The following is a 13051-nucleotide window of genomic DNA, read 5'->3' on the forward strand; positions in this document are numbered from 1 at the left end:
CCTCTTGCGCTAACTCACTGAAACACAGTAATTTTATCTCCTGCCGTTCGTACTTGAGATCTGAATATGCACACCAAAGCCCGTAAAGTGATGATTATTGGCGCCGGCAATGTCGGCGCGTCGGCGGCCTACGCCCTGCTCAACCAGAGCATTTGCGAGGAACTGATCCTCGTCGACCTTAACCAACAGCGCGCCGAGGCCCATGCCCAGGATCTCAGCGATGCCGCGGCCTATCTGCCAGGGATGATGACCATCTCCACCCGGGAAGCCAGCGACTGCGCTGATGTCGATATCGCGGTGATCACCGTTTCCGGCGGTGCGCTGCGCCCCGGTCAGAGTCGGCTGGATGAACTGACCACGACGGCGAAGATTGTGAAAAGTATTGTGCCGACGATGATGGCCAACGGGTTTAACGGCATCTTTCTGGTGGCCACCAACCCCTGCGACATCATCACCTGGCAGGTATGGCAGCTCTCCGGCCTGCCGCGCAGTCAGGTGCTGGGCACCGGCGTCTGGCTGGATACCACCCGCCTGCGTCGCCTGCTGGCGCAGGAACTGGATATTGGCGCCCAAAGCATCGACGCCTTTATCCTCGGCGAGCATGGCGATACCCAGTTTCCGGTATGGTCACACTCCTCGGTGTATGGCTCACCGATCGCCGACCTCTATCAGCAACGTACCGGCCGGCCGCTCGACCGCGAGGCAATGGCCGAAAAAGTACGAAAACTGGGGTTTGAGATCTACGCGGGCAAAGGCTGCACCGAATATGGCGTGGCAGGCACCATCGCCGAGATCTGCCGCAATATCTTCACCGGCAGCCACCGTGCGCTGGCAGTCTCCTGCATTCTTGACGGTGAGTACGGCGTCAGCGGCGCGGCGGCTGGGGTGCCGGCGGTGCTGGCCCAGGGTGGCGTGGAGCAGATTATTGAACTGCAGCTGGCCGCCGAGGAGCAGGCGAAGTTCAGCCAGTCGATGGCGGTGATTAAGGCCAATATCGCCCGTCTGCCCTGATGGCAGCCTGCGAGTCAGTCGGCAATGATCAGCTGCGGGGAAAGGGTCACCAGTGCCTCGCGGGTCGCCTCCGGCAGATGGGCGTCGGTGACGATATCGGTCAACGACTCCAGCGGGGCAATATTGAACAGTGACCAGGCGCCGTATTTGGAGCTGTCCGCCAGCAGGATGCGCCGCCGGGCATTAGCCATCAGATCACGTTTCAGGGCAGCCTTCTCCTCCGTCGGGGCGGTGATCCCCTTCTCGAGGTCCCAGCCGTTGCAACTGACGAAGGCAAGGTCCGGCCAGATGGTCTGCAGCAGGCGGCGGCCGTGATCGCCGATGCACGACTGGCTGCTGTCATCGATGCGCCCACCGATAATCGTCACTTCTATCTGCTTAAATTCCGACAAAAACAGCGCGATATGTAAATCGCTGGTGATCACCCGCAGCGGCAGATGGGTGATCTGCCGCGCCAGCTCAATCATGGTGGTGCCGGCGTCAAGCACAATCGCGTCGCCGGCTTTCACCAGCGCGGCCGCCGCGCTGGCGATAGCCTGCTTTTCCAGCGGACTGCGCTGGGCTTTCTCCAGCGTCGTCGGCTGGGAAGGAATAAACCGGTTCAGCGTCACCCCGCCGTGCGTGCGGCTGATCACCCCTTCCTGATCGAGTTTGATCAGGTCGCGGCGAATGGTGGCCGGCGAGGCGTTGGTCGCCGCCACCAGCTGGTCGACTGTCACCAGATTATGGCTTTTCAGGAAGTCCATAATCTGCTCTAACCGGTTATATCCCTTCATGTTATTCCTGCGCGATGTGCATGGCGAGCTCAATGGAGGTTGCCATGCTCTCAGACTTCGCTTTACCTGTCCAGGCAATATCAAACGCGGTGCCATGATCCGCTGAGGTGCGGATAAACGGCAGCCCGGCGGTAATATTCACCCCATCATAGAACCCGAGCAGCTTCAGCGGAATATGCCCCTGATCGTGATACATCGCCACCACCATGTCGTACATGCCTTCGTGACACTGCATAAATACGGTGTCCGGCGGACAGGGGCCGGTGACCTCCACTCCCTGCGCGCGCATGGCGGCGACCGCGGGGGCGACGATGCGGATCTCTTCATCGCCAAACAGGCCGTTCTCCCCAGCGTGCGGATTAACACCGGCAACCGCAATGCGCGGACGTTGATAGCCGACCCGGCGCAAAAACCGATCCGCCACGCCAATCACCGTCTCGATTCGCGGCTGGTTGAGGGTATCGAGGAACTGGCGCAGGGCGATATGGGTGGTGATATGGATAACCTTGAGCTTCTCGGTATAGAGCACCATGGCGTAATCGGTGGTCTGCGTCAGGTGGGCCAGCAGTTCGGTATGGCCGGGGAAAGCGTGCCCGGCGAGATGCAGCGCCTCTTTATTTAGCGGTGCGGTCGCGATGGCCGCGACCGCGCCGTCCAGCGCCAGCGCGGTCGCCCGCCTGATGCAGCGAAACGCGAGGTCCCCCGCCTGGGCCTGAACTTCGCCAGGGCGCAGTCCCTGCGGGTCGCTGAGCGGTTCATCAATGACGTTGATGGTCGCTGGGGAAAAACGCGCCTCGGCGGGATGGTCAATGATGCGCAGCTCCGCCCGCGGCGTAATATTCAGCGCCAGGATCCGCCGCAGCGTCTGCGCGCAGCCCACCACCACCACCGGCGCGCCGCTCAGCGCCCCTTCGGCGAGGGATTTGATAATAATCTCCGGACCAATCCCTGCCGGGTCGCCCATTGTCACTGCAATCATGTTAGACACTCAGTTTCTCCTCAATAAAATTCACAACATTTAACAGCGTAGTGTCGGTGCCGAATCCCCCTGCTTTGGTCATCACCGGTCGCGACCAGCGACCGCCGAGAAAGTGCCCGTAAGGCACACACTGCGCCACCCGCCCACGGATCTGAAATCCGGTGGCGCCGAGCGCGTGCGCGACGGCGATGGCCACATCGCCGCCAGAGAGGTACAGGGCGCCCGGTGGGCACAGCGCCACCGCCTGCACCGTGACGTCGGCAAGCCAGGCGCAGATGTGCTCCCCGTAGGCCGCACGGCTGAGGCCATGTTCGCGACACTGGGCTTCAATCCCGTGCCGGGCGGCGTTATTCGGGCGAGTTGTCACCACGCAGTGATGACCCTCACGCAGCACCTCGGCGATCCGCGAGGCTTCCTCCTTCGGCGATCCGCTAAAGGCCTGTTCGACATCAATTTCAATCTTCATCACCCGGGAATGCGCCTGCAGCGCAGCGACCTGGCGCTGCGCCATCTCGCTCATCGAACCAACCAGCGCCAGTAGCGGCCCCTGCTCGCTGCGGCGCAGGCGGCGCGCCAGCGCCTCGCAAAGTCCCGCCGAGCCGACCAGCAGGGTCTCCCGCGCATGGGGCGCGACGGCGTCGATCACCTGGTCCAGATGGCGGTCTTCCCAGGCGTCGACAATCAACACTCGCTTCTCCTCGCCCGCCGTCGCTAATGCCGCCGGAAGCTGGGCAGCGCTCAACGTCAGACAGGGAAGATGGCTCTGCATGGCGATAATTTCGCTAATCTCCGCCCGGCTCACGGGCGTTTTCGGATCGCTGGCAAATTCGGTCTGATCGAGGGCCACCCCATGCACATAGCAGCGCCCGTCCCGGGTATGCCTTCCTGCCGCCGGATACGCCGGGGCCACCACCGCCAGCCGGCAGCCTTGCGCCGCCATCATTGCCTCCAGTTCGCCGCCGGGGTTGCCGCGTAGCGTGGAGTCAATCTTCTTTACCTGCCAGTGCGGGACGAATCTTGCCGCGCCGCGCAGCAGACCGGTGACCTTGTCCGCGGCGGCGGCGGCGCTCATTGCCCGGCTGTCGCTGTTGAGAATTAGCGCCCGAGCGGTTGATGGCTGCCCGGCGCTGAAGGCCACTTCCACCGACATGCCCGCCTCCGCCAGGCTGACGCCGGCGTCATTGGCTCCCGTAAAGTCATCTGCCAGCACCAGCACCTGGTTATTACCGTCGTTCATTGTTCTGCCTTGTGGTCGATGAAAACCTGAAACTGATTATATTCAATCATATTTGATTAAATGTGAGCAAGCTCAAGTTATTAAACTGCCGTATAAATTATAACTTTTCCCCACCAGACGAGTGACTAGATTCATGAATGATTGAATTCAATCAATTACTACCAAGGAGAAACGCGTGGCGACGATACACAGCACAATCATTAGCGGGGCGGGCGCCTCAACGGCCCTGCTCCCGCTGTTGTCAGGTAAAACCCGCATCCTGCTGGTGACCGACCAGAACGTTGGCGCGCTGGAAGCGACCCAGGCGATCCATCGCCTGCTGGCGGCCGAAGGGCGTCAGGTTGAGGTCATTGACACGGTACCGGCAGAGCCCAGCCATCACGATGTGGCACAGATTGTCAGCCAGCTGGGTGCCAGCCAGCCCCAGATGATCGTGGGCATCGGCGGGGGAAGCGTGCTGGATGTGGCGAAACTGCTCTCGGTGCTCCTGCATCCTGAGGCGCCCTCTCTGACGGCCCTGCTGGCAGGCGAGTTGCCGCAACGACGGATTAGCTCATTGTTGATCCCGGCCACCGCCGGCACCGGCTCCGAAGCGACGCCGAACGCCATTCTGGCGATCCCCGAGCAGCAGACCAAAGTGGGGATCATCTCCCCGGTGCTGCTGCCGGACTATGTCGCCCTGCTGCCCGAGCTGACCACCAGCATGCCGGCCAGCATCGCGGCGTCGACCGGCATCGATGCCCTGTGTCATCTGCTGGAATGCTTTACCTCCACCGTCGCCAACCCGGTAAGCGACAACGCGGCGTTAATCGGTTTACACAAGCTGGTGCGGCATATCGAACGTTCGGTGGATCAGCCGCAGGATCTGACGGCGAAGCTGGAGATGCTCTGGGCCTCGTGGTACGGCGGCGCGGCGATCAACCATGCCGGCACCCATCTGGTGCATGCGCTCTCCTATCCGCTTGGCGGTACCTGGCACCTGCCGCACGGGGTGGCTAATGCCATTCTGCTGGCGCCCTGCATGCGGGTGGTCCGCCCCCACGCGGTGGCAAAATTCGCTCAGGTCTGGGATCTGATCCCCGATGCAGATCGCACGCTCAGCGAGGAAGAGAAATCCCATGCGCTGGTCGCGTGGCTGGCGGCGCTGGTGAAACGACTGCCTCTGCCGGACAACCTTGGCGCGCTCGGCGTGCCCAGGGAGAGCATCCCTGCTCTCAGCGCAGCGGCGCAAAACGTCAAGCGCCTGATGAATAACGCCCCCTGCAGCGTCAGCCGCGAAGAGATTGCGGCTATCTATCAAACGCTGTTTCCAGAACATGCATAACAGGAGAAAGAAAATGAGGAGAGCTATTAGCGGCGTACTCACCGCCATCGTCACCCCCTTTACCGCCGAGGGAGCCCTTGACCTGCCAGCGCTACGCCAGCAGGTGCAGCGTCAGCTCGCCGCGGGCAACGGTATTTTCTGCGGCGGCACCAACGGCGAGTTTTTTGTCCTCAATGAGGAAGAGAAGATCGCCGTCGCCAGAACCTGCGTGGAAGAAGCCGCCGGACGCGCGCCGGTGGTGGCGCATATCGGGGAGATATCCACCCGCGAGACTCGCCGGCTGGGCCAGCAGATCGCCCGACTCGGGGTTGACGCAGTATCGGCCATTACCCCGTGGTTCGTACCCTTGAAGCAGGAGGAGCTGATTAACCACTATACGGCGATCGCCGACGCGCTGAGCGTCCCGCTCTTTCTTTACAACATTCCCGCCCGCACCGGGAACACCATTGCCCCGGAGACGGCGCGCCAGCTGGCTCGGCACGAGAATATCGTCGGCATTAAGGACAGCGCCGGCAGCTACGACAGCCTGAAAGGCTTTCTTGACGCCGTGCGCGACATTGACGGTTTCGACGTGCTGAACGGGCCGGACTCGCTTATCCATCAGGGGTATGTCGATGGCTGCTCGGCCTGCATTTCAGGGCTTGCCAACGTCGCCCCCGCGGAAATCAACGCGATCTGGTCGCTGTTTCACGCCGGGGATATCGCCGGATCGCGCCAGGCGCAGGAGCGCGTGACGGGCCTGCGCACTGACCTTTACAACGTCGCGTTCTCACCCGCGGCAGTGAAAAAAGCCCTGCAGCTGATGGGCCATGAGGTGGGCGATAGCCGCTACGCGGTGCAGTTTAGCGACGAACAGCTGCAGCAGATACGCGACATCATTGCCCGTTATTTAGCGTAATACCCACTGCGCTTGGTTAATAAAACGGACCGGGTACAGCCGTACCCAGGATTCGTATGCCCAGAGAGAGGCTAAGATGAATCATTTTACCGCTGAAGATACCTTTATTATTGTCGGCATCGTCATTGCTTATATTCTGTTTACCACCTGGCTGACATTTCGCATTCGTAGTAAAAATTCCGGGGATTTTATGGAAGGCTCGCGCGCCATGCCGGCCTTTATTGTCGGTATATTACTGATGTCAGAATATATCGGCGCCAAATCGACCATCGGTACCGCTCAGGCCGCCTTTGAAAGCGGGATTGCCGCCTCGTGGTCCGTGCTGGGGGCAGCCATCGGCTTTCCGCTGTTCGGTTTAATCCTGGTGAAACGCATCTATAACACCGGAAAAATCACCATTTCCGGCGCCATCGCTGAAAAATATGGCACCAGTACCAAAAATATTATCTCCCTGATTATGATTTATGCGCTGCTGCTGGTTAACGTGGGCAATTACGTCAGCGGTGCCGCAGCCATCTCCACCGTATTAAAGGTGAATTTACCGGTAGCCGCCTTTATTACCGCTATCGTCAGCACTTTTTATTTCGCCTTCGGCGGCATGAAGGGTGTCGCCTGGGTCACCATGTTACACAGCGCGTTAAAATATGTGGGTCTGCTGATCATTCTGGGTTTTGCGCTGTCCAAAACCGGCGGCTTCTCGCCGATGATTGAGAAGATGCCGGATTATTACTGGACGTGGGATGGTAACATTGGCGCTGGCACCATCTTTGCGTGGCTCATCGGTACCGTCGGCTCTATTTTTTGCACCCAGTTTGTCATTCAGGCCATTAGCTCAACCAAAAACGTCCAGTCCGCGAAACGCTCCACCTGGATCGCCTTCTTTTTCTGCCTGCCTATCGCCTTTGCCATCGCCATTATCGGCGTCGCGGCGAAATACCTGCATCCGGAAATCAATAGTTTGTACGCCCTGCCGGTGTTTCTGCAGGACATGAACCCGTGGCTGGCAGGTCTGGTGACAACGTCACTTGTTGCATCGATTTTCGTCAGCGTAAGTACCGTGGCCCTGGCCATTGCCTCGCTGGTAGTGAAGGATTTTTACGTACCATGGCGCAACCCAACCCCGGACCAGGAGTTCAGAGCCACGCGCTGGGCGTCGCTCATTATCGGCTTCCTGCCGCTGATTTTTGTGCTGCTGGTACCGGAGGTGCTGAAACTCTCCTTCTTTACTCGCGCCATTCGCCTTTCGATTACCGTGGTGGCGATCATTGCCTTCTACGCGCCCTTCTTCAAAAGCACCCGTGGCGCGAATGCAGGTCTGATCGGCGCCTGTGTGGTGACGTCCGCCTGGTATTTACTCGGCGACCCGTTCGGTATCAACAACATGTATGTCGCCCTGGCGACCCCGGCCATCATCATGGTGATTGACCGCCTGATCCCAAATAAATCACAACCATCCCCCGCCCCAGTTGAGCAACGTGGAGTATAAAATATGACCGTAATTCCTCCTTTTGACGGCGTCATTCGCCAGCACCAGCAAGATGAACACATCGCATGGGCAATGCTCCCCAGCGCCTGCCCGCAAAATCATGCCGCCAATCTGCTGCCGCTGGATGATGGCAGTCTGATGTGCGTCTGGTTCGGCGGCTCCCAGGAGGGAAAAGCCGATATTTCTATCTGGGGATCGCGGTTAGCCCCCGGCAGTGATCGCTGGAGTGAGGCGGTTAAGCTATCTGATGACCCAGACCGCTCGGAACAAAACCCGGTGCTGTTTCAGGCGCCCGATAACGTGCTGTGGCTGTTGTGGACAGCGCAATTTGCCGGAAACCAGGATACCGCCATTGTGCGTTACCGCCTCTCCCACGATGGCGGACGAAGCTGGGGGCCCATCGATACGCTGCTGGATCAGCCGGGTACTTTTATTCGCCAGCCGATAAGCGTTATGCCTGACGGCAACTGGCTGCTGCCGGTCTTTTACTGCCGAACCGAACCCGGCGAGAAATGGGTGGGTAACAATGACGTCAGCGCGGTGAAGATCTCTTCAGACTGCGGCAAAAGCTGGCGTGACGTGGCGGTCCCGGAGAGTCTGGGCTGTGTCCATATGAGTATCACTCCGCTTCCCGACGGCAGACTGGCGGCCTTCTTTCGCAGCCGCTGGGCGGACCATATCTGGTTCAGCCAGTCCAGCGACCAGGGAGAGAGCTGGTCGGCGCCGGTACCGACGACGCTTCCGAACAATAACTCATCAATCCAGGCAACCACTCTGGACAATGGCGAACTGGCGCTGGTGTTCAATAATATGAGCGCCGCCGGCGCCACGGAACGCCGCGCCTCGCTGTATGATGAAATTGCTGACGAGGATGGCCGTAAGGAGCCGGAAGCAACCGAGAAAAGCGCCTTCTGGGGCGCACCGCGCGCGCCGATGACCGTCGCTATATCAGCCGATGGCGGTGTCACCTGGCCGTGGCTGCGCAATCTCGATGAGGGCGATGGTTACTGTATGACCAACAATTCTGAGCAGAAGCTGAATCGGGAGTTCTCCTACCCCAGTATCAAACAGGGAGAAGACGGTAATTTGCATATCGCCTACACCTGGTACCGCCAGGCGATCAAGTATGTTCGCGTCTCGCCGCAGTGGGTAAAAGGAGAAAACGCATGATTATCGGTAATCTGCAGGCGCTGCAGCAGGCTGGTCTGCCGCCGGCGTTAAAGCAGCTATTGAGCAGCGAGGCCTGTTCGCTGGCCGCGCTCAGCGCCAGAGAGGATGGCCGCTTCCAGCCCGACGGCGCGTCGTGGTTCTGCACCCTCAGTGTGGCGCAAACGCAGCCTGCGGCCGAGCGGCACACGGAATATCATCGCCAGTGGGCGGATATTCAGGTCATCCTGGCTGGCGAGGAGCGGATCCAGGCGGGCATGGCTCCCGCGATGCGGCCAGAAGATAATGAGCTTAAGCCCGACCTCTATATATGTCAGCCGGCCCCGGAGAGTGTTTCTATTCTGCTGCGTCCCGGCGACTTCGCGGTCTTTTACCCCGGCGAACCGCACCAGGCGCTGTGTGCGGTTTCGACGCCAGCGCCAGTCAGAAAGGCGGTATTCAAGATCCCGGCAGCGATGCTGGAGGCGCAATGAAGCGGGCAATGGTGACCGGGGCCAGTTCCGGGATCGGCGCCGCGGTGGTGAGGCAGTTGCTGGCGGACGGCTGGCAGGTTGTCGGTCTGAGCCGTTCGCTGCCGCCCTTTTCACAGCCGAACTTTCGCCATCTGATGGTCGACGTCAGCCAACGCAGCGCGCTGCTGGCGGCGCTGGAGCAGATTGAGCCTCCTCAGGCCATCATCCACGCCGCGGGTTCAATGGCGGCAGCCACCCTGGGCAATCTGGACCCTCAGCGCAGCGAGTCGCTGTGGCGTTTACACGTCGATGCGGCTCAGACATTGGTCAATCACTTCGCCCCGACCATGGGATCGGGCGGGAGGATCGTTCTGCTGGGAAGCCGTACGTCACGAGGCGCCGCTGGTCGATCTCAGTATGCGGCCACCAAAGCCGCGCTGGTCGCTCTCGCCAGGAGCTGGGCGGCAGAACTGGCGCCTGCCGGGGTGACGGTCAACGTCGTGGCCCCCGGGGCAACCGATACACCGATGCTCCATCAGCCAGGCAGAGAAAGTTCCCCGCCGCGGCTTCCGCCGCTTGGGCGACTCATTACCCCGCAGGAAGTGGTCTCTCTGGTGAGCTGGTTACTGAGCGAGGGCGCATCGGCGATGACCGGACAGGAGTTGGTGATGTGTGGCGGCGCATCGCTGGGCTGATGGCTGAGGCTATGTCGCACCCGGGGAGCGGAAGTAGATTACCGCTCCCCGGGGCGATGCGGTGGCGATGATTAACGCAGGTAAACCGTTCCGCGCAAATAAGTGGTGGCCTGGCCGCCAATCAGCACCCTGTCGCCCTGCCACTGGCAGCGCAGGTCGCCGCCGCGGGCGGAGACCTGGCGCGCCATCATGGTGGTTTTCCCCAGCTTTTCGCCCCACCAGGGGATCAGCATGCTGTGGGCGGAGCCGGTGACCGGATCCTCTGGCACCCCTTCTCCCGGGCAGAAGAAGCGGCTGACAAAGTCATACTCCTCATCCGGCGCGCTGACACAGATCATTTTGCCGAGCTTCTGCAGACGTGCCATATCGGTCTGCACCGCTTCAACCTGCTGGCGATCCGCCAGCACGACCAGATAATCACGCCCTTCCCGCACCTCGACGGCGGACTCAAGCCCCAGTCCGGCCAGCAGGTCCGCCGGCGGGTTGTCCACCGGGGTGGTCGACCACGCCGGGAAGTCGAGCGTCAGCCAGTCGCCGCTGCGGGTCACCCGCAGTTCACCGACAAAACGGGTGCTGAAGGTAATCGTCGCCGAGGGATGGTCAAGATACTCGAAAATAACATGCGCCGTCGCCAGGGTGGCGTGGCCGCAGAGGTTGATCTCGCCCAGCGTGGTAAACCAGCGCAGCTCATAGCCCTCGTCGGTGTGGACGAAAAACGCCGTTTCGGACTGGTTATGCTGTTGGGCCATTTTCAGCAATACATCGTCCGCTAACCACTCGCTGAGCGGGCAAACGGCCGCGGCATTACCGCCAAAGTTTTTATCGCTGAAGGCATCGACCAGATAAAATTGAATTTCCTGCATACACTGTCCTTACTTTTTTTACTTTCCTTCAACATGACATAAAAGCGCTCCCCTGACACTATCCATAGCAAAATTAATTGCTTAACCGCTGCCAGCCACTTGCAGCGAAATGAGATGAAGATCACAAAATGATTGTCTTTTCGCCAGTAATCGTTTTAAGATCACCGTCACATCTTCCCTTGAATCACCCATCCAGAGCTTATGACTACGAATACGGTCTCACGCAAGGTAGCGTGGCTACGTGTCGTGACGTTGGCCATCGCCGCGTTTATTTTTAACACCACAGAATTCGCCCCTGTCGGTCTGCTGTCCGATATTGCCGGCAGCTTCGGCATGGAAACCGCCCAGGTGGGTATGATGCTCACCATTTATGCATGGGTGGTGGCGCTGATGTCGCTGCCGTTTATGCTGCTGACCAGCAAAATGGAGCGCCGGCGTCTGCTCATCGGCCTGTTTATTCTGTTTATCGCCAGCCACGTTCTGTCGTTTTTTGCGTGGAGTTTTGACGTCCTGGTAATTAGTCGCATTGGCATCGCTTTTGCGCATGCGGTTTTCTGGTCGATTACCTCAGCGCTGGCCATCCGCATGGCGCCGCCTGGTAAACGGGCACAGGCGCTGAGCCTGATCGCCACCGGTACAGCCCTGGCGATGGTGTTCGGTATTCCGATTGGCCGCATCATCGGACAGTATTTTGGCTGGCGAATGACCTTCCTGGCGATTGGCCTGGGCGCGTTAGCCACCCTTGCCTGTCTGGTGAAACTGCTGCCGACGCTACCGAGCGAACATTCTGGCTCGCTGAAAAGCCTGCCGGTGCTGTTCCGCCGTCCGGCGCTGGTCAGTGTTTATATTCTGACCGTGGTGGTGGTGACCGCCCACTATACCGCCTACAGCTATATCGAGCCCTTTGTCCAGACGGTGGCGGGCCTGAGCGGCAACTTTGCTACCGTGCTGCTGTTGATCCTCGGCGGGGCCGGTATTATCGGCAGCATTCTGTTCGGTAAGCTCGGCAACCAGCACGCTTCCGGGCTGATTAGCATCGCTATCGGCCTGCTGCTGGCCTGCCTGCTGTTGCTCCTGCCTGCCTCGGACAATGCACATCATCTGATGCTGCTCAGTATCTTCTGGGGCGTGGCGATCATGATTATCGGTCTCGGTATGCAGGTAAAAGTGCTGGCTTCCGCGCCGGATGCCACCGACGTCGCCATGTCCCTGTTCTCGGGCATCTTTAATATTGGTATTGGCGCCGGCGCGCTGGTAGGCAGCCAGGTGAGTCTGCATCTGTCGATGGCCTCCATCGGTTACATCGGTGCCATCCCGGCGCTGGCCGCGCTGGTATGGTCTCTGATGATCTTCCGCCGCTGGCCGGTATCGCTGGAAGACCATCAACCGCACCACTCCTGAGTTACCGCGATAAAAAAGCCTGCCGGCATGGCTACCGGCAGGCTGTTGTCTCTCATCCCATCCGGGGCGATCAGGGGTGCCAGGTCGAAATGATCTCCAGCACACCATTAATAATAAACTGCACGCCCATACAAACCAGCAGGAAGCCCATCAGTCGTGAAATGGCCTCAATGCCGCCTTTGCCTACCAGACGCATAATCGCGCCGGAACTGCGCAGACAAGCCCACAGAATCACCCCTAACAGCAAAAAGATGATCGGCGGCGCCGCCAGTACCACCCACTCCGGAAAGTCCACGCCGTGCTTAACGGTCGAGGCGGAGCTAATAATCATCGCGATGGTGCCCGGACCGGCGGTGCTTGGCATCGCCAGCGGCACAAAGGCGATATTGGCGGTCGGTTCATCCTGCAGTTCTTCCGATTTGATCTTCGCTTCCATCGAATCGTGGGCTTTTTGCTGGGGGAACAGCATGCGGAAACCGATAAAGGCCACAATCAATCCCCCGGCGATACGCAACCCAGGTATTGATATGCCGAATGTATTCATCACCACCTGACCGGCATACCACGACACCATTAGAATGGCGAACACATACACCGATGCCATCAACGCCTGCTTGTTCCGCTCGGCGTTGTTCATATTGCCCGCCAGGCCGAGGAACAGCGCCACGGTTGTGAGTGGGTTTGCCAGCGGTAAAAGCACCGCCAGGCCAAGCCCTATTGCTTTAAACAAATCGAACATAGTTAATTAAAGTCCCGTTAATA

Annotated in this window: 13 protein-coding genes; 8 read left to right on the forward strand and 5 right to left on the reverse strand. The window is 59.7% G+C overall.

The window, feature by feature from the left end; translation table 11 throughout:
- Positions 1-66: 66 nt before the first annotated feature.
- On the forward strand, positions 67-1011 hold the full coding sequence (locus CWM61_RS21360; RefSeq protein WP_046619722.1) for an L-lactate dehydrogenase: 945 nt from the start codon (positions 67-69) through the stop codon (positions 1009-1011).
- Positions 1012-1025: 14 nt separating this feature from the next.
- Here the strand turns inward: CWM61_RS21360 and CWM61_RS21365 are convergent, their stop codons facing one another.
- From CWM61_RS21365 to dtnK, 3 genes are read right to left on the reverse strand one after another with little or no spacing between them, the layout of a single operon-like run.
- Entirely contained in the window at positions 1026-1787 is a 762-nt protein-coding gene (locus tag CWM61_RS21365; RefSeq protein ID WP_012968265.1) for a DeoR/GlpR family DNA-binding transcription regulator, read from the reverse strand.
- Between the two features lies 1 nt (position 1788).
- Positions 1789-2775, reverse strand: coding sequence for a D-threonate 4-phosphate dehydrogenase (locus tag CWM61_RS21370; RefSeq protein WP_100631880.1), 987 nt, complete (start codon positions 2773-2775; stop codon positions 1789-1791).
- The gene (gene dtnK / locus CWM61_RS21375; protein WP_100631881.1) at positions 2768-4003 is read right to left on the reverse strand and encodes a D-threonate kinase; all 1236 of its coding nucleotides are present in this window, start codon (positions 4001-4003) and stop codon (positions 2768-2770) included. Before dtnK ends, CWM61_RS21370 begins: the two co-directional genes overlap by 8 nt.
- Before the next feature lie 175 nt (positions 4004-4178).
- Here dtnK and CWM61_RS21380 point away from each other — a divergent pair, with 175 nt between their 5' ends.
- The 6 genes from CWM61_RS21380 to CWM61_RS21405 all read left to right on the forward strand — a co-directional run bounded on the left by CWM61_RS21380 (position 4179) and on the right by CWM61_RS21405 (position 10025).
- Positions 4179-5327, forward strand: a complete 1149-nt coding sequence (locus CWM61_RS21380; protein WP_100631882.1) for an iron-containing alcohol dehydrogenase — start codon at positions 4179-4181, stop codon at positions 5325-5327.
- Positions 5328-5340: 13 nt separating this feature from the next.
- Positions 5341-6225 carry a dihydrodipicolinate synthase family protein gene (locus CWM61_RS21385; RefSeq protein WP_100631883.1) on the forward strand — a complete coding sequence of 295 codons (885 nt, stop codon included), beginning with the start codon at positions 5341-5343 and terminating at the stop codon, positions 6223-6225.
- A 76-nt stretch (positions 6226-6301) separates the two neighbouring features.
- Entirely contained in the window at positions 6302-7711 is a 1410-nt protein-coding gene (locus CWM61_RS21390) for a sodium:solute symporter family protein (protein WP_100631884.1), read from the forward strand.
- 3 nt (positions 7712-7714) lie between these two features.
- Entirely contained in the window at positions 7715-8881 is a 1167-nt protein-coding gene (locus tag CWM61_RS21395) for a sialidase family protein (RefSeq protein WP_074385911.1), read from the forward strand.
- The gene (locus CWM61_RS21400; RefSeq protein WP_074385912.1) at positions 8878-9351 is read left to right on the forward strand and encodes a YhcH/YjgK/YiaL family protein; all 474 of its coding nucleotides are present in this window, start codon (positions 8878-8880) and stop codon (positions 9349-9351) included. The genes CWM61_RS21395 and CWM61_RS21400 overlap by 4 nt, the downstream gene beginning before the upstream one ends.
- Positions 9348-10025 carry an SDR family NAD(P)-dependent oxidoreductase gene (locus CWM61_RS21405; protein ID WP_074385913.1) on the forward strand — a complete coding sequence of 226 codons (678 nt, stop codon included), beginning with the start codon at positions 9348-9350 and terminating at the stop codon, positions 10023-10025. The genes CWM61_RS21400 and CWM61_RS21405 overlap by 4 nt, the downstream gene beginning before the upstream one ends.
- Before the next feature lie 71 nt (positions 10026-10096).
- Here CWM61_RS21405 and CWM61_RS21410 read toward each other — a convergent pair whose 3' ends face one another.
- Positions 10097-10888: a PhzF family phenazine biosynthesis protein gene (locus CWM61_RS21410; protein ID WP_100631885.1), complete on the reverse strand. Its 792-nt coding sequence runs from the start codon at positions 10886-10888 to the stop codon at positions 10097-10099.
- Between the two features lie 201 nt (positions 10889-11089).
- Between CWM61_RS21410 and CWM61_RS21415 the strand changes: the two genes are divergently transcribed.
- Complete coding sequence (locus CWM61_RS21415; protein WP_008804962.1) at positions 11090-12289, forward strand: sugar transporter; 1200 nt, start codon at positions 11090-11092, stop codon at positions 12287-12289.
- 70 nt (positions 12290-12359) lie between these two features.
- On the opposite strand, the gene CWM61_RS21420 is transcribed toward CWM61_RS21415, so the two are convergent.
- Positions 12360-13028 (reverse strand): MarC family NAAT transporter, encoded by a 669-nt coding sequence (locus CWM61_RS21420; RefSeq protein ID WP_002904403.1) that lies wholly within the window; start codon positions 13026-13028, stop codon positions 12360-12362.
- Positions 13029-13051: the final 23 nt, after the last annotated feature.

The sequence above is a fragment of the Klebsiella sp. K-Nf6 genome (genome assembly GCF_002806655.1).
In the GTDB taxonomy this organism is placed as follows: Bacteria; Pseudomonadota; Gammaproteobacteria; order Enterobacterales; family Enterobacteriaceae; genus Klebsiella; species Klebsiella variicola.